We start from the raw sequence: 15,582 nt of genomic DNA, 5'->3' as shown, positions 1-15,582 counted from the left end.
TCACCGGCGGCGATCGCGTCCGCGATGAGGCGGGGCTCGGGGGCCGGGGCGGGCTTGGGTGCCGACGGGCGGGGACCGGGGGTCGCACCGGATGTCGGGGCCTTCGCCGCGGGCTTCGCGGGCGCGGCGGCAGGTGCCTTCACGCCTTCCGCCTCGAGGGCGGCGCGGAGCTTGCGAGCCACGGGGGGCTCGATGGTGGATGAGGGGCTCTTGACGAATTCGCCGAGCTCCTTCAGCTTCGCGAGGGCGACCTTACTGTCGACGCCGAGCTCGGAAGCGATCTCGTGCACGCGTGGTTTTGCCACAATTCTCCTGTCTGGGGCCCGCCCCGGACAGGGCGGACCGTCATTCGCGGACGGGTCTCATTTCGAGCCGTTCACTTTGTGTCCATAGCCGTTCAGCCGTTTCGCTGGAGGGATTCTCTGGTGGTCCGCGCATCCAGTCCCGCTGTGTCCAGCGGAGTGGATGCCCGTAGTGCGCGTCCGAATGCCCGCCGCTTGAGAGCGGTCGTCACGCAGGTGTCCGTGTCATGCACCCACGCGCCCCGACCCGGCAGGACGGCCTTCTCGTCGATGACGAGGGCACCGTCCCGGGCCACGATGCGGAGCAACGAGGACCGGGGGGCACGCGCGCGGCATCCCACGCACGTTCGAACAGGTTCCATCCTACCGCGTCAGGACTCGTCGAGAATGCTGTCGGGCTGGATGTCGATCTTCGCGCCGGTCAATTTCGCGGCGAGCCGGGCGTTCTGGCCTTCCTTCCCGATCGCCAGCGACAGCTGGTAGTCGGGGACGAGGGCACGCACGGCCTTCGTGGCCTGGTCGAGCACGAAGCTCGAGGTGACCTTCGCCGGCGAGAGGGCGTTCGCGACGAACTTCGGCAGGGTCTCGTCGTAGTCGACGATGTCGATCTTCTCGCCGCCGAGCTCCTCGGTGACCGCGCGCACGCGGCGGCCCAGTTCGCCGATGCAGGCGCCCTTCGCGTTGACGGCGGGGTCGTTCGCCTTGACGGCGATCTTGGTGCGGTGGCCGGCCTCACGGGCGAGCGAGACGATCTCGACGACACCCGACGCGATCTCGGGCACCTCGAGGGCGAAGAGCTTGCGGACGAGACCCGGGTGCGTCCGCGAGACGGTGATCTGCGGCCCCTTGAGGCCCTTCGAGACCGAGGTCACGTAAACGCGCAGGCGGGAGCCGTGGGCGTAGTCCTCGCCGGGGACCTGCTCCTCGGGAGGGAGGATCGCCTCGATCGTGCCGAGGTCGACGTGCACCATGCGCGGGTTCGGGCCCTGCTGGACCACGCCCGCGACGATGTCGCCCTCCTTGCCCTTGAACTCGCCGAGCACCGCGTCGTCGGCGATGTCGCGCAGACGCTGGCTGATGACCTGCTTGGCGGCGAAGGCGGCGATCCGGCCGAAGTCGTCCGGCGTGGACTCCTCCTCGCCGATGACGGCGCCCTCCTCGTCGCGCAGCGGGATGTACACGGCGACGTGACCGGTCTTGCGGTCGAGCCGGGCGCGCGCGCCCTCGGGGAGTTCACCGTCGGGGGACGTGTGCTTCGCGTAAGCGGTCAGGATGGCCTGCTCGATGATCCGGACCAGTTCCTCGAACGGGATCTCCCGCTCGCGCTCGACAGTCCTCAGCAGCCCCAGGTCGATGTCCACAGGTGCCTCCCTTTTCAGTTGCTCAACACGGCGCCGCGATCACGCCCGGCATCCCGGTGCGTCGCGGCATCCCGTCAACGTTACCCGATCGGATCGCGGGTGACCTGAGAAGATCGACGGATGACCGATGCCGTGGAGGATGTCGCACAGACTGTGCGCCGCTCGCCCGTCGCGCGCATCCTGGCCCGCGGCGGGTACGCCGCCAACGGCGTCGTGCACCTCGTCTTCGGCGTCGTCGTCATCGTCATCTCGTTCGGCGGCCGAGGTGAATCGGACCAGGCAGGGGTCTTCAAGGCCCTGTTGGACGCGCCGCTCGGGCTCGTGCTCGTCTGGATCCTCGGCCTCCTCCTGACCGGGCTCGGACTGTTCCAGGCCCTGCGCGCCTGCCTCGTGAAGGGGAAGGATGCCGCGGCGTGGGGCAGGCGCGGCTCGGCGGCCGGGCAGTCTGTCGTCTACCTCGCCCTCGGCGCCATCGCCGTCGCCATCGCGCTGGGGGCGCGCCCCGACGGCGACCGCACCGCGCAGCAGATCACGCGCGGTCTCCTGGACACCCCCGGCGGGGTCTTCGTCGTCGCTGCGGCCGGCGTCGGCCTCGTGATCGGAGCGCTCGTCTTCGCGTCGATCGGTGTCCGCCGATCCTTCGACAAGCAGGTCCGCATCCCGGACGGCGCGCTGGGCGTCGCTGTGACCGTGTCGGGGATCCTCGGCTACATCGGCAAGGGGGTGTCGGTGCTCATCGTCGGCATCCTCCTCATCGTCGCGGCGGTGAAGCAGGACTCCGCGGCCGCCGGCGGCTTCGACGCCGCCATCGAGGCCCTCCTCTCGCAGATGATCGGTCCCGTCCTCGTCTTCCTCGTGGGGCTCGGCCTCGTCGTCTACGCGATCTTCAGCTTCCTCCGCACCCGCTACGCGAAGCTCTGATCAGCCGACGGCGTGGGGCTCGGTCGGCGGCGTCGCCGGGGGCGCCGAGGGGAGCGCGTTGATCGCGCGGATGAGGCGGTGCAGCTCGCCGATACGGCGCCGGTCGAAGTCCAGGAGCAGGCGGGGCATCTCCAGCCGATCGTCGTCCTGACGCTCGCGGCGCAGGGGTGCGGTGCGCTGGATGCGGCCCCCGGTGAGCAGGTGCGAGAAACGGTCGCTGAGGTCTGCGACCTCGGCATCCGTCGGCTCCGCGCACAACCGCAGCACGAGGCGGGAACCGATCCACCGCAGCGAGTCGTAGTTGCGCCAGAACCCGGTGATCTCGGCCTCCGCCGCCGCGACCGAATCGGTCACGAGGACACGGTCGAGGTCGCCGGGCGAGATCACCCCCGACGGGATGAGATGGTCGGACGCGAACCGCTCGAGTCCCTGCCAGAACGTCCCCCCGGGTGCGTCGAGCAGCACGATCGGCGTCGGCTCGGCCTTGCCGGTCTGCTGCAGGGTGAGCAGCTCGAACAGCTCGTCGAGCGTGCCGAAACCCCCCGGGACGCAGACGAACCCGCGCGACTCCTTGACGAGCATGAGCTTGCGCGTGAAGAAGTACTTCATCGCGACGACGCGGTCCGCCTCGGCGATCACGGCGTTCGGCTTCTCCTCGAACGGCAGCCGGATCGACACCCCGAGCGAGTGCTCGGGACCCGCGCCCTCCGCCGCGGCCTGCATGATGCCGGGACCGGCGCCGGTCACGATCATCCAGCCGCGCTGCGCGAGCGCGCCGGCGATCTCGGCGGCCGCGCGATACAGCGGGTCGTTCGCCCGGGTGCGCGCCGAGCCGAAGATCGTCACCTTCGGCGTCCCGCGGTAGGGCGCGAACAGCCCGAACGCGGAGCGCATCTCCGACAGCGCCGCCGACGCGATCTTCAGGTCGAGCCGGTCGGTGTCGTCGACCCCCATCCCGAGTCCCGTCTCGAGGATGCGGGCCACGAGATCGGCGTCGTCGGTCACCCCGGCGTCGGTCAGGAGGGCACGGACGGCGTCGGTGACGTCACCGTCGAGGGAAGAGGTGGGACTCGGCGACATCTTCCCAGGCTGTCACGATCCGGCATCCGTCGGGTGAACGGATGAGAACGGATGCCGCAGCTCAGGCGGTGAGCGCCGCGATCGCGTCGGCGGCGGCCAGGGTCGACCGCTCGCCCGAGCGGCGATCCCACAGCTCGACCTGGCCGTCGGCGGCGCCGCGTCCGACGATGAGGATCCACGGCACGCCGACCAGCTCGGCGTCGCCGAACTTCACGCCCGGCGAGACCTTCGGCCGGTCGTCGAGCAGCACGTCGCGGCCCGCGGCCTCGAGGTCGGCGGCGAGCTTCTCGGCGAGCTCGAACGCCACCGCGTCGCGACCGGTCGCGACGACGTGCACGTCGAACGGCGCGATCGACTCGGGCCAGATGAGGCCGCGGTCGTCGTTGTTGAGCTCCGCGAGGATCGCGAGGATGCGGGTCACGCCGATGCCGTACGAGCCCATCGTCACCGTCACGAGCTTGCCGTTCTCGTCGAGGACCTTGAGCCCCAGCGTCTCGGCGAAGAAGCGTCCCAGCTGGAAGACGTGCCCGATCTCCATGCCGCGCGCGAGCTCGACCGGCCCCGAACCGTCGGGGGCGGGGTCGCCGGCCCGGACGTCCGAGATGTCGATGACGCCGTCGGGCGTGAAGTCGCGGCCCGCGACGACGGAGTGGGCGTGCTTCTCGTGCTCGTTCGCGCCGGTGACCCAGGCGGTGCCCTCGACGACGCGGGGGTCGACGAGGTAGCGGATGCCGGTGGTCGACTCCTCGCCGAGGACCGGACCGTTCGGCGACCAGGGTCCGATGTACCCCTTCACAAGGCCGGGGTGCTTCGCGAAGTCGGCCTCGGTCGCCGCTTCGACGGCGGCGGGTGCGAAGGCGACCTCCGCCCGCTTGTCGTCCACGTCGCGGTCGCCGGGCAGGCCGACGATCACGAGTTCGCGCGTGCCGTCGAGGTGCGTGAGGGCGAGGACGACGTTCTTCAGCGTGTGGGCCGCCGTCCAGGTGTCGGCGCCGTCCGTCGCGGGACCGGCGATGCCGGGCGCCGGGGCGTCGAGGTGGGCGTTGGCGTGCGCGACGAGCGTGTCGATCGTCGGGGTGTCCGGGGAGTCGAAGACGACCGGGGCGCCGTCGGGCAGCGGAAGGGCGTCGGGCACGACCGTCGTGAAGGCCTCGACGTTGGCCGCGTAGCCGCCGGCGGACCGGACGAAGGTGTCCTCGCCGACGGCGATCGGGTGCAGGAACTCCTCGCTGCGCGCACCGCCCATCAGTCCGTTGTCGGCGGCGACGATGACGTACTCCAGGCCGAGGCGCGTGAAGATCCGCTCGTACGCGTCGCGCTGCGACTGGTACGAGACGTCCTGCCCCTCGTCGGTGTAGTCGAACGAGTAGGCGTCCTTCATCGTGAACTCACGGCCGCGCAGCAGGCCCGCGCGGGGACGCGCCTCATCCCGGTACTTGTCCTGGATCTGGAAGATCGTCAGCGGCAGATCCTTGTACGAGGAGTACAGGTCCTTCACGAGGAGCGTGAACATCTCCTCGTGCGTGGGAGCGAGCAGGTAATCGGCGCCCTTGCGGTCCTGCAGGCGGAAGATCCCGTCGCCGTAGGAGGTCCAGCGTCCGGACTGCTCGTACGGCTCACGCGGCAGCAGCGCGGGGAAGTGGACCTCGAAGGCCCCCGCGTTCGCCATCTCCTCGCGGATGATCTGCTCGAGCTTCGCCTTCACCCGCAGGCCGAGCGGCAGCCAGGTGAAGACGCCGGGGGCGGCGCGGCGGATGTAGCCGGCGCGCACCAGCAGGCGGTGACTGGTGACCTCGGCGTCGGCCGGGTCTTCGCGGAGCGTGCGGAGGAAGTATGTCGAGAGACGGGTGACCACGAGGGTCAAGTCTAGGTGCGCGGGCCGGGACGCCGTGGCGGCGAGGCGCTTAGCCTGAAGGGATGCGCACCGTCCTCCTGACCGGATTCGAACCGTTCGCCGGCGACGCGGTGAACCCGTCGGGGGATGCCGTCCGCGCACTCGCCGCGCGCTGGCGCGGACCCGAGCGCCTCATCACCGAGGTGCTGCCCGTCACCTTCGACGGTGCGACGGCACGTCTGGCCGCGCTCCTCGAGGAGCATCGACCGGATGTCGTGGTCGCCACGGGTCTGGCCGGCGGTCGTGCGGCCGTAACCCCCGAACGCGTGGCCGTGAACCTGGCCGACGCCCGCATCCCCGACAACGCAGGCCACCGCCCCCAGGACGCCCCCGTCGTCGACGGCGGGCCCGCGGCGTACTTCGCGACGCTCCCCGTCAAGGCGATCGGTGCGGCACTCACGGACCGCGGCATCCCGTCCACCGTCTCGCACACGGCCGGCACGTTCGTCTGCAACGCGGTGATGTACGCCGCCCTGCACGCCACGGACGGTGCCCCGGTGCGCGCGGGATTCGTCCACCTCCCGTGGGCGGACGGCACCGGGCCCGGCGACGTGCCGTCGCTGCCCTTCGACCGCCTCGTCGACGCGCTCGAGGTCGCGGTCCGGGTGTCGCTCGACGCCGGTGACGACGCCGGCGGGGTCGGCGGCGAGATCAGCTGAGGGCGAGGAGCTTCTGCGCCACCGTCCGGAGATCCTCCGGGCTGACGGCTCGCTCGGGATCGCCGAACCGGCCTTCGACCAGGATCAGGTCGACACTTCCGCGGACGAGGAGCCGGACGCGGTTGTCCTCCTGGACCTCGGTGGCGTCGGCGCCGTCGACGGACGCAGCAGTGCCGCCGAGCCGGTCGCTCACCTCGTCCCACTTCTCCGCTCCACCCGGGAGGATGACGACCTGCAGCTCTCGGGAGTCGGTCAACTCGGACCAGTCGCAGGCGCGCACGAGCTCCGCCGCCTCGACGGTCCGCCGGTCGAACGGGAGGTCGCCCTCCATGATCGGCTCCGGGAACACCTCCTCGGCGCGCAGCACGGCGGACGGGTCGATGGCGTCACCGAGCTCGGTGCACGACGGGGGCAGCGCCGCCGGTTCGGCGAGCGGCGCCCGATCGGCGGCGCGCACCGCGTCGAGCGCGGCGTCGCGCAGGCGCGTCACGAGATCGGTCTGCGCCTGCGTCTGCTCCACGGCGAGGAACGACACGGCGACGGCCATACCATCCGCGGCACCCGTCCCGATGCATTCGACGGCATCATACGACGGGGCGCATGCGGCCTCCGCCGCGGCGGCCACCGACCCGGCTCGGTCGGCGGGCAGCGCGACGATCGTGCCCGACAGTCGGGAGGAGTCGAACCCGCAGACGAGCCCGCCCGCCACCTCCGCCGCCGTCGACCACAGGCCGTCGGGTTCCGCCGACGACGCCGAGCCGGTCGCATCGCTCAGCGAGGGATCGGCGAGCAGGTCATCGCACGTCGCAGAGATGCCCTGAGCTTCGGCATCCGTCTCCTCCGGCGAGGGCGACGGTCCGGCGGACGGCGCGGACGGTGACGCCGAAGAGGGGGACGGGGATGCCTCGACGGCACCCGCGCATCCGGCCAGCAGCAGGACGGCGGCCGCAGCCGCCAGGCTCGTTCCGGTGATCCGACGACGTGTACCGCTCCCCCGAGTGCTCATGAGGTGACACTACGAGAGCGCGCCTACGCGCGCGAGGATGCGCGAGGATTCAGCGGCCGAAGATGTCGTCGAGTCCGGGCAGCCCGAAGCCGCCGAGGTTCTCCCCGAAGCCCGAGATCTGCTCCCCGAGGCCGGAGACCTGCTCACCCGCCGATCAGTCGCGAGAGCTTGCTCATGCCGCTCACGGTATGCGCCGCCGTTACGAGCGCGCTGGATGCAATCGAGGAACCCGCTGAGGCAGCCCGGCCTACACTGACCGCGTGCCCTCCCGCCGCGCTCGCCTCGTCTCCCCCGTCCAGTCGGAACTGAGTGCCGCACTCGGCGCACTGCGCGAGCGGTTCGATCTGCCGGGCGCTTTCCCCGCCGAGGTCCAGGCCGCGGCGGAGCGGGCGGCACGCGAGGTCCCGGTGTCGGCGTCCGCGGAGCTCGACGACCTGCGCGGCATCCCGTTCCTCACGATCGACCCCGAGGGCTCGACCGACCTCGACCAGGCCGTCCACCTCGAGCGGACCGCGGACGGCGGCGGCATCCTGCACTACGCGATCGCCGACGTGCCCGCGTTCGTGCCGATGGGCGGCGCCGTCGACGCGGAGGCGCGGCGGCGCGGCCAGACCGTCTACGCGCCCGATGGCCGCATCCCGCTGCACCCGGCCGTCCTCAGCGAGGACGCGGCCTCGTTGCTACCGGATCGCGACCGGCGCGCCTTCGTCTGGCGTTTCGAGCTGGATGCCGGTGCCCGCCCAGCCGCCGTCACGCTCGCACGCGGGGTCATCCGGTCCCGCGCGCAGTGGTCGTACGTCGACGCGCAGGCGGCGCTGGGGCGCGGCGACGCCCCCGAGACGATCCAGCACCTCGTGTGGTTCGGCGACGAGCGCGCCCGGCGCGAGAGCGAGCGCGGCGGCGCCAGCCTGAACCTGCCCGAGATCCGGGTCGTGGCGACGCCCGAGGGGTACGACCTGCAGGCCGACGAGGGCGTGCCGCTCGAGGACGCGAACGCCCAGGTGTCGCTGTTGACCGGGATGGCCGCCGCGGAGATCATGCTCGCCGGCAAGGTGGGCATCCTCCGGACGATGCCCCCGGCATCCGAGGAGGACGTCGCGGCGTTCCGCGCGCAGACCGTCGGGCTCGGCGTGCCGTGGCACCCGGACGTCCCCTACGGCGACTACCTCCGCGATCTGCCGCGGACCCCGGTCGGCCGCGCGATCCGCGAGCAGGCCGCGGGCCTCTTCCGCGGAGCGGGGTACACCGTCCTCGACGGCGAGGTACCGGACCTCGTGACGCAGGCGGCCCTTGCCGCGCCCTACGCGCACACGACCGCGCCGCTGCGGCGCCTCGTCGATCGCTGGTCGCTGCTCGTGTGCCACGCGCTCGCGAACGGCGAGGAGGTGCCGGCCGAGGTCCGCGGGTCGCTGACGGAGCTGCCCGAGGCGATGGAACGATCCTCGCGCGTCGCGTCGCAGGTGGACGCCGCCGCGATCGAGCACGTCGCCGCAGCGGTCCTCCGCGGTCGCGAGGGCGAGGTCTTCGACGCCGTCGTGCTCCGTCGCCGCGAGAACGGCGGGCGGGTCGCCCTGACGGTCCCGCCCCTCGAGACGACGGTCGCGGGCGTCGACGCCGAGCCCGGCGCGACGATCCGGGTGCGCCTCGTCGCCGCCGACGTCGCCTCCGGAAAGGTCGAGTTCGCGCCCGCCTGAGCGCGCCGATTTGCGTCCGGCCGCCGTCGGGTGTGCAATATATTGCATGCCGGTGCCCTCGACCTCCCTTCCCCCGCGCGGGCTGCTGCGCGACGAAGTCCGCACGAGACTGCGCGACGCGATCGTCGACGGGACCCTCGCCCCCGGCGAGCAGCTGCGCGACGTCGAGCTCGCCACGTGGCTCGGGGTCTCCCGCACCCCCGTCCGCGAAGCGCTCCTCGACCTGGCCCGCTCCGGCCTCGTCCTCGCCCTCCCGGGCCGGTCGACCGTCGTCGCTCCCGTCGACGACGACAAGGTCCGGGATGCCGCGGCGGTCGTCGCCGCGATGCACCGGGTCGCGGTCGTCGAGGCGACACCCCGGTTCACCGACGACGACATCGACCGCATGCGTCAGGCGAACGACGCGTTCGTCGCCGCACACGACGCGGGCGACACGTCCGCCGCCCTCGCTGCCGACCACGCGTTCCACGCCGTCGCCGTCGACCGCGCCGACAACGAGGCCGTGCGCACCGTCCTCGCCCTCTACGGACCGGTCCTCGAACGCGCCGAGCGCCTGCGCTTCGCCTCGAACGACGCGACCGCCTCCGCCACCCGCCATGCCGAGCTCATCCGCCACTGCGCGGCGCGCGACGCGCAGGCCGCGGCAGCCGTGGCCGAAGGCCTCTGGCTCGACCTGCTCACCGACACCACCCAGGAGACCCCGTGATCCTCGACCAGTTCCCGCGCCACCCGCTGACCTTCGGCGCGAGCCCTCTGCAGCACCTCAAGCGCCTCACCCAGCACCTCGGTGGAGCCGAGATCTGGGCCAAGCGCGAGGACGTCTCGAGCGGACTCGCGTTCGGCGGCAACAAGACCCGCAAGCTCGAGTACATCGTCCCCGACATCCTCGCCAGCGGCGCCGACACGATCGTCTCGATCGGCGGCTACCAGTCCAACCACACGCGTCAGGTGGCCGCGGTCGCCGCGCACCTGGGTCTGAAGGCGCGGCTCGTCCAGGAGAAGTGGGTCCCGTGGGACGAGCCCGTCAACGACAAGGTCGGCAACATCCTGCTCTCGCGCATGATGGGCGCGGACTCCCGCCTCGACGACGCCGGGTTCGACATCGGCATCCGTGACTCCTGGAAGCAGGCGCTGCAAGAGGTGGAGGATGCCGGTGGCACCCCCTACCCCATCCCCGCCGGAGCCTCCGAGCACCGCCTCGGCGGCCTCGGCTTCGCGAACTGGGCCTTCGAGGTGGCCGAGCAGGAGAAGCAGCTGGGCGTCTTCTTCGACACGATCATCGTCTGCACGGTGACCGGCTCGACGCACGCCGGCATGATCGCGGGCTTCGCCGCCCTCGAGGAGCTGACCGGGGTGACGCGACGGGTCATCGGCATCGACGCCTCCGCGACGCTGCAGAAGACGCGCGACCAGGTCGCCAGGATCGCACGCCACACCGCGGAACTCATCGAAGTCGGCCGCGACCTGCGCGACGACGAGATCCAGGTGCTCGAGGGGTGGGCAGGCGACCTCTACGGCATCCCGGTGGATTCCACGATGGCGGCGATGGCGCTCGGCGCGCAGCTCGAGGCGATGATCACCGACCCCGTCTACGAGGGCAAGTCGCTCGCCGGTCTCATCGACCTCGTGAAGAGCGGCGACATCCCGAAGGACTCGACCGTCCTCTATGCGCACCTGGGCGGGCAGCCGGCGATCAACGCCTACCACTCCCTCTGGAGCTGACGAAAACAGCCGATGCCGGGACCGCCCGGCATCCGCTTCGCGTCAGGAGGTGACGACCTGCGCCGTTCCGAGGGGCGCATCCGGCCCCATCTCGTCGGCGAGGCGGTTGGCCTCCTCGATGAGGGTGGCGACGATGTCCTCTTCGGGGACGGTCTTGATGACCTCGCCCTTGACGAAGATCTGCCCCTTGCCGTTGCCCGACGCGACGCCGAGGTCGGCCTCGCGGGCCTCGCCCGGACCGTTCACGACGCAGCCCATGACCGCGACGCGGAGCGGGACCGTCATGTCCTTGAGGCCCTCGGTGACGTTGTCGGCGAGGGTGTAGACGTCGACCTGCGCGCGGCCGCACGACGGGCAGGACACGATCTCGAGCTTGCGCTCGCGGAGGTTCAGCGACTGGAGGATCTGGTGGCCGACCTTGACCTCTTCGGCGGGCGGCGCCGACAGCGAGACACGGATCGTGTCGCCGATACCCTCGCCGAGCAGGATCCCGAACGCGGTCGCGCTCTTGATCGTGCCCTGGAAGGCGGGGCCCGCCTCGGTGACGCCGAGGTGGAGCGGCCAGTCGCCCCGTTCGGCGAGCTGCCGGTAGGCCTTCACCATGACGACGGGGTCGTTGTGCTTGACCGAGATCTTGAAGTCGTGGAAGTCGTGCTCCTCGAAGAGGGATGCCTCCCACACGGCGCTCTCGACGAGGGCCTCGGGCGTCGCCTTGCCGTACTTCTCGAGCAGGCGCCGGTCGAGGGACCCGGCGTTGACGCCGATGCGCAGCGACACACCCGCGGCCTGGGCCGCCTTGGCGATCGCGCCGACCTGGTCGTCGAACTTGCGGATGTTGCCGGGGTTCACGCGCACGGCCGCGCATCCGGCGTCGATCGCCTGGAACACGTACTTCGGCTGGAAGTGGATGTCGGCGATCACCGGGATCTGGCTCTTCGCGGCGATGATGTGGAGGACGTCCGCGTCATCCTGCGACGGCACGGCCACCCGCACGATCTCGCATCCGGAGGCGGTGAGCTCGGCGATCTGCTGCAGCGTCGCGTTGATGTTGGTGGTCGGCGTCGTCGTCATCGACTGGACGCTGACGGGGGCATCGCCACCGACGAGGACCTTGCCGACCTTGATCTGACGGCTCTTGCGACGAGGCGCGAGGACCTCCGGCACGCGGGGCATCCCGATGTTCACAGCTGGCACGGCTCCAGCCTAGGCCGCGGGGGGCGCTCGGGCACGGCACCTGGCCGAGAGGATGCCGCGAGGGTCGCCTGTGGTAGGTTCGGCCCCATGTTCGCGAACCGCACGTGGTGGCGCTCCGCCTGAGGCGGACGCCACGTGCATCCCGACGACCGCCTGAGCTGACAGCCCGGCGGTCGTTTCTCGTTTACCCGGCGACCGCCCCGAACGGAAGATCCCCCATGACCGGCACCGCCCCGATCATTCTCGCCGACCTCGCCGCGCGCGGCGTCCCCTTCGCCCTCCTCGCCCGCGACGGCGCGACCGTCGAGGTGCTCACCGGCGAGGTGGTCGACGTCGAGCTGCTCGCCGACATCCCCCTCACGGATGCCGCGGGCTCCCCGCGCGAGGTGCTCGCGCTCGTCCCGTTCCGCCAGGTCGTCGAGCGCGGCTTCGCGTGCCACGACGACGACGCGCCGCTGCGTTGCCTCGTCGTCGGCGAACGGCACTCCCTGCCCCTGTCGGAGGCGCTCGCCCAGCTGCCGACCGAGCCCGTCGCCCTCGAGGACGCCGGTTTCGACATCGACGACGAGGCGTACGCCGACATCGTCCGCCGGGTCATCGCCGACGAGATCGGCCGCGGCGAGGGGGCGAACTTCGTCATCCGCCGCGACTACGTCGCGCAGGTCGGCGGCGACCCGCTGACGGCGGGTCTGACGTGGTTCCGTGCGCTGCTCGAGCACGAGCGCGGCGCCTACTGGACGTTCCTGGTGTCGACGCCCGACCACCTTGCCGTCGGCGCGAGCCCCGAGGCGCATGTCAGCGCCCAGGGCGGCGTCGTGACGATGAACCCCATCTCGGGGACCTTCCGCCACCCGGCGGGCGGCGCGACGGCCGAGACCCTGACCGAGTTCCTCTCCTCCACGAAGGAGACCGAGGAGCTGTTCATGGTCGTCGACGAGGAACTGAAGATGATGTCGGCGGTCTGCAGCGACGGCGGCCGCATCACGGGCCCGCATCTCAAGGAGATGTCGCGGCTGACGCACACCGAGTACATGCTCCGCGGGACGAGCACGATGGATCCGCGCGACATCCTCCGCGAGACCATGTTCGCGCCCACCGTGACCGGCTCGCCCATGCAGAACGCCTGCACCGTCATCGCCCGCCACGAACAGAGCCCGCGCGGGTACTACTCCGGCGTGGCGGCCCTGTTCACGCCGCGCGCCGACGGCGGACACGACCTCGACGCGCCGATCCTCATCCGCACCGCGTACGTCGTCGACGGCCGGCTGCGGGTCCCTGTGGGCGCGACCCTCGTGCGCCACTCCGACCCGTACGGCGAGGTGGGCGAGACCCACGGCAAGGCGGCCGGTGTGCTGGGCGCCATCGGCGCGATCCCGCGCGACGTCGTCGCCCGCACCGTCGACGAGGACGCCCCGGCCCCGGCCCCGCGGCCGCTCGCCGAGGATCCCGCCATCGCCGAGCTCCTCTCCTCGCGCAACGCCCGCCTGGCCGCCTTCTGGCTGAACCCCCAGGGCGAGCCGGGACGCGGTCCGCTCGCCGGGCGACGCGCCCTCGTGGTGGACGCCGAGGACCGGTTCACGACAATGCTCGCCCACCAGCTGCGCCACCTCGGCTTCGACGTGACGATCGCGCACTGGTCCGAGGCCTCCCCGGCAGCGGTCGCCGCGGCGGACCTCGTCGTCTCGGGCCCGGGTCCGGGCGACCCGCGCGACGCCGACAGCGCCCGCATCGCCCGTCTCCGCGAGATCGTGGCGGAACGGGTGGATGCCGGTGCGCCGCTGCTCGCGGTGTGCCTGAGCCACCAGGTGCTCGCCGACCGCCTCGGACTCGAGCTGGCGCCGCTCGCGAGCCCGCACCAGGGCCTGCAGAAGACCGTCGACGTCTTCGGCACCCCGGCATCCATCGGCTTCTACAACACGTTCACGGCCCGCGTCTCCCCGGGAACGACCCGCGTGGGGGCGACCGAGGTGTCGGCCGATGCGCGGACCGGCGACGTCTATGCGCTGCGCGGTCCCGCGTACGCGTCGGTGCAGGGCCACCTCGAGTCGATCCTCTCGCGCGACGGTCTCACCACCCTCGAGCGGCTCGTCACGCACGCGCTCAGCCCCGTCGAGGCCTGAGCCGCGCGTCAGCCCAGCAGCTGCACAGGGTTGACGATGTCGGCGAGGATCAGGGTGCCGCCCATGATGATCAGGCCGATCACGACGATGTAGGTGATCGGGACGAGCTTCGTCGCGTCCACCGGACGCGGCGCGCGGCGCCCGGTCATCCGCGCCCAGACGCGCTTGAGCCCGTCCCACAGCGCGACGACGACGTGGCCGCCGTCGAGCGGGAGCAACGGCACGAGGTTGAACACGAACAGGGCGATGTTGAGCGAGCCCAGCAGTGCGAGCATGCCCGAGACGCGGTTCAGGATCGGCGTCTCGGTCGCGGCGACCTCGCCCGCGAGTCGCCCGGCGCCGACGACGGAGAGGGGGCCGTTCGGGTCGCGACCGGCGCCGGTGATCGTGTCGACGGCGGTCTGGTAGACCCGGGCCGGGAGCTGCCAGATGATCCCCACGACCTGGCCGGTCTGCGCGAGGGCCGCCTGCGGCCCGTCCCAGATGGGCTGCGGCACGAACGCGACGGTCGCCGACATCCCGACGAAGCCGACCTCGGCCGTGGTCGTGCCGCCGTCCGCCGTCGCGATCTCGCGGGTCGCGAGCACCGGGGTCACCTCGAGCGTCTGCCGCGTGCCGCCGCGCTCGACGACGACCGGGATCTGCCGGTCCGGGGACTTCTGGATGATCGCCGACGCCTCGGCGAAGGTGTCGACCGGGGTGCCGTCCACCGAGACGAGGACGTCACCGGGACGGATGCCGGCGGCCGCCGCCGGGGAGGCCGGATCGTCCGCCGCGCACGAGGTCTGCGTGCTGCCGGCCGGGAGGACGCACTCGTTGACCGACGCGACGGTGGTCGTGGCCGTCTGCACGCCGATACCGGAGAACATGATCGCGAAGAGGATGATCGCGAGCACGAGGTTCATCGCGGGGCCGCCGAGCATGATGATGACGCGCTTGTAGACCGGCAGCTGGTAGAAGGCACGCCCGGCACCGTCGCCCTGCAGCGTCTCGTCGTTGGCCGTGCGGGCGTCCTGGATGAGCGTCTCGAACAGGCGGCGGCGCGGCCGCGCGTCGTCACCCTCGCCCGTGGTCGCCGCCGAAGGCGGGTACATGCCCGCCATGGAGATGTAACCGCCGAGCGGCAGGAGCTTGAAGCCGTACTCGGTCTCGCCGACCCGGCGCGAGAACACGGTCGGGCCGAAGCCGATCATGTACTGGCCCACACGGACACCGAACGCCTTGGCGGGGGCGAGGTGTCCGACCTCGTGGAGGGCGATCGACACGGCGAGCCCGACCACCAGCACGACGACGCCGATGATGAATGCGAGTACGGTCACGAGCCGACACGCTACCCCCGGACGCTATGAAGCGGCGATGACGTCGCCGCCGTCATCGCGGCTCGTCTCGGATCTAGGTTGGGAGGGTGATCCCCCGACCCGTCGACTCGCGGCGCGTGCGCGTCGTGCGTGCGGGCGGGGCGGCTGCGGTCGCGACGCTGACCGCGGCGGCCGCCCACACCCTCGGCGGGGGCACCGCCCCCGCTCCCTGGCTCGTCGCGACCGTGATGCTGCTCGCGTGGCCGATCGCTCTCGTGATCGTGGGGTCCCGGCCCTCCGCCGTCCGGACGGGGCTCGCCGTCGTCGCCGC

General features: G+C 71.8%; 14 protein-coding genes and 1 pseudogene. 7 read left to right on the top strand and 8 right to left on the bottom strand.

The genetic code is table 11. The annotated features are described in order from the left end of the window. The 3 genes from NH287_RS13280 to nusA all read right to left on the bottom strand — a co-directional run. On the bottom strand, nt 1–305 hold a 305-nt coding region (locus NH287_RS13280), incomplete at its 3' end, for a translation initiation factor IF-2 N-terminal domain-containing protein (RefSeq protein WP_253035991.1). A 92-nt stretch (nt 306–397) separates the two neighbouring features. Then, nucleotides 398–664 carry a YlxR family protein gene (locus tag NH287_RS13275; RefSeq protein WP_217531200.1) on the bottom strand — a complete coding sequence of 89 codons (267 nt, stop codon included), beginning with the start codon at nt 662–664 and terminating at the stop codon, nt 398–400. A gap of 9 nt (nt 665–673) precedes the next feature. Then, complete coding sequence (gene nusA, locus NH287_RS13270; RefSeq protein ID WP_217531199.1) at nt 674–1,663, bottom strand: transcription termination factor NusA; 990 nt, start codon at nt 1,661–1,663, stop codon at nt 674–676. A gap of 120 nt (nt 1,664–1,783) precedes the next feature. Between nusA and NH287_RS13265 the strand changes: the two genes are divergently transcribed. Beyond that, nucleotides 1,784–2,584: a DUF1206 domain-containing protein gene (locus tag NH287_RS13265; protein WP_253035990.1), complete on the top strand. Its 801-nt coding sequence runs from the start codon at nt 1,784–1,786 to the stop codon at nt 2,582–2,584. On the opposite strand, the gene NH287_RS13260 is transcribed toward NH287_RS13265, so the two are convergent. After that, nucleotides 2,585–3,664 carry a TIGR00730 family Rossman fold protein gene (locus NH287_RS13260; protein WP_253035989.1) on the bottom strand — a complete coding sequence of 360 codons (1,080 nt, stop codon included), beginning with the start codon at nt 3,662–3,664 and terminating at the stop codon, nt 2,585–2,587. Nucleotides 3,665–3,725: 61 nt separating this feature from the next. After that, complete coding sequence (locus tag NH287_RS13255) at nt 3,726–5,519, bottom strand: proline--tRNA ligase (RefSeq protein WP_253035988.1); 1,794 nt, start codon at nt 5,517–5,519, stop codon at nt 3,726–3,728. 62 nt (nt 5,520–5,581) lie between these two features. Between NH287_RS13255 and pcp the strand changes: the two genes are divergently transcribed. Continuing rightward, entirely contained in the window at nt 5,582–6,217 is a 636-nt protein-coding gene (gene pcp / locus NH287_RS13250; protein ID WP_253035987.1) for a pyroglutamyl-peptidase I, read from the top strand. Here pcp and NH287_RS13245 read toward each other — a convergent pair. Beyond that, on the bottom strand, nt 6,210–7,223 hold the full coding sequence (locus NH287_RS13245) for a hypothetical protein (protein ID WP_253035986.1): 1,014 nt from the start codon (nt 7,221–7,223) through the stop codon (nt 6,210–6,212). The genes pcp and NH287_RS13245 overlap by 8 nt on opposite strands. Nucleotides 7,224–7,483: 260 nt before the next feature. On the opposite strand from NH287_RS13245, the gene NH287_RS13240 reads away from it, so the two are divergent. The 3 genes from NH287_RS13240 to NH287_RS13230 are packed head-to-tail and all read left to right on the top strand — an operon-like array spanning nt 7,484 to nt 10,639. Continuing rightward, on the top strand, nt 7,484–8,917 hold the full coding sequence (locus NH287_RS13240; RefSeq protein WP_253035985.1) for an RNB domain-containing ribonuclease: 1,434 nt from the start codon (nt 7,484–7,486) through the stop codon (nt 8,915–8,917). Nucleotides 8,918–8,963: 46 nt separating this feature from the next. Then, nucleotides 8,964–9,623, top strand: a complete 660-nt coding sequence (locus NH287_RS13235; protein WP_253035984.1) for a GntR family transcriptional regulator — start codon at nt 8,964–8,966, stop codon at nt 9,621–9,623. After that, the gene (locus tag NH287_RS13230; protein ID WP_253035983.1) at nt 9,620–10,639 is read left to right on the top strand and encodes a 1-aminocyclopropane-1-carboxylate deaminase; all 1,020 of its coding nucleotides are present in this window, start codon (nt 9,620–9,622) and stop codon (nt 10,637–10,639) included. The genes NH287_RS13235 and NH287_RS13230 overlap by 4 nt, the downstream gene beginning before the upstream one ends. Before the next feature lie 42 nt (nt 10,640–10,681). Here NH287_RS13230 and ispG read toward each other — a convergent pair whose 3' ends face one another. Continuing rightward, nucleotides 10,682–11,812, bottom strand: a complete 1,131-nt coding sequence (gene ispG / locus NH287_RS13225; RefSeq protein ID WP_064002420.1) for a flavodoxin-dependent (E)-4-hydroxy-3-methylbut-2-enyl-diphosphate synthase — start codon at nt 11,810–11,812, stop codon at nt 10,682–10,684. A gap of 239 nt (nt 11,813–12,051) precedes the next feature. On the opposite strand from ispG, the gene NH287_RS13220 reads away from it, so the two are divergent. Beyond that, entirely contained in the window at nt 12,052–13,953 is a 1,902-nt protein-coding gene (locus NH287_RS13220; protein WP_064001501.1) for a chorismate-binding protein, read from the top strand. A gap of 8 nt (nt 13,954–13,961) precedes the next feature. Here the strand turns inward: NH287_RS13220 and NH287_RS13215 are convergent, their stop codons facing one another. Beyond that, nucleotides 13,962–15,272, bottom strand: coding sequence for a site-2 protease family protein (locus NH287_RS13215; RefSeq protein ID WP_253035982.1), 1,311 nt, complete (start codon nt 15,270–15,272; stop codon nt 13,962–13,964). An 86-nt stretch (nt 15,273–15,358) separates the two neighbouring features. Here NH287_RS13215 and NH287_RS13210 point away from each other — a divergent pair. Continuing rightward, a pseudogene (locus NH287_RS13210) lies at nt 15,359–15,582 on the top strand (hypothetical protein); the annotation flags it as partial.

Origin of the sequence: Microbacterium sp. CnD16-F, assembly GCF_024124465.1 — a bacterium.
Taxonomy (GTDB): domain Bacteria; phylum Actinomycetota; class Actinomycetes; order Actinomycetales; family Microbacteriaceae; genus Microbacterium; species Microbacterium gawkjiense.
This window is presented reverse-complemented; position numbering and strand designations above follow the sequence as displayed.

Excerpts from the sequence above, each read along its gene's own strand:
- NH287_RS13275 (WP_217531200.1), bottom strand. The coding sequence starts at position 664 with ATGGAACCTGTTCGAACGTGCGTGGGATGCCGCGCGCGTGCCCCCCGG.
- NH287_RS13265 (WP_253035990.1), top strand. The coding sequence starts at position 1,784 with ATGACCGATGCCGTGGAGGATGTCGCACAGACTGTGCGCCGCTCGCCC.
- NH287_RS13260 (WP_253035989.1), bottom strand. The coding sequence starts at position 3,664 with ATGTCGCCGAGTCCCACCTCTTCCCTCGACGGTGACGTCACCGACGCC.
- pcp (WP_253035987.1), top strand. The coding sequence starts at position 5,582 with ATGCGCACCGTCCTCCTGACCGGATTCGAACCGTTCGCCGGCGACGCG.
- NH287_RS13245 (WP_253035986.1), bottom strand. The coding sequence starts at position 7,223 with ATGAGCACTCGGGGGAGCGGTACACGTCGTCGGATCACCGGAACGAGC.
- NH287_RS13235 (WP_253035984.1), top strand. The coding sequence starts at position 8,964 with ATGCCGGTGCCCTCGACCTCCCTTCCCCCGCGCGGGCTGCTGCGCGAC.
- ispG (WP_064002420.1), bottom strand. The coding sequence starts at position 11,812 with ATGCCCCGCGTGCCGGAGGTCCTCGCGCCTCGTCGCAAGAGCCGTCAG.
- NH287_RS13220 (WP_064001501.1), top strand. The coding sequence starts at position 12,052 with ATGACCGGCACCGCCCCGATCATTCTCGCCGACCTCGCCGCGCGCGGC.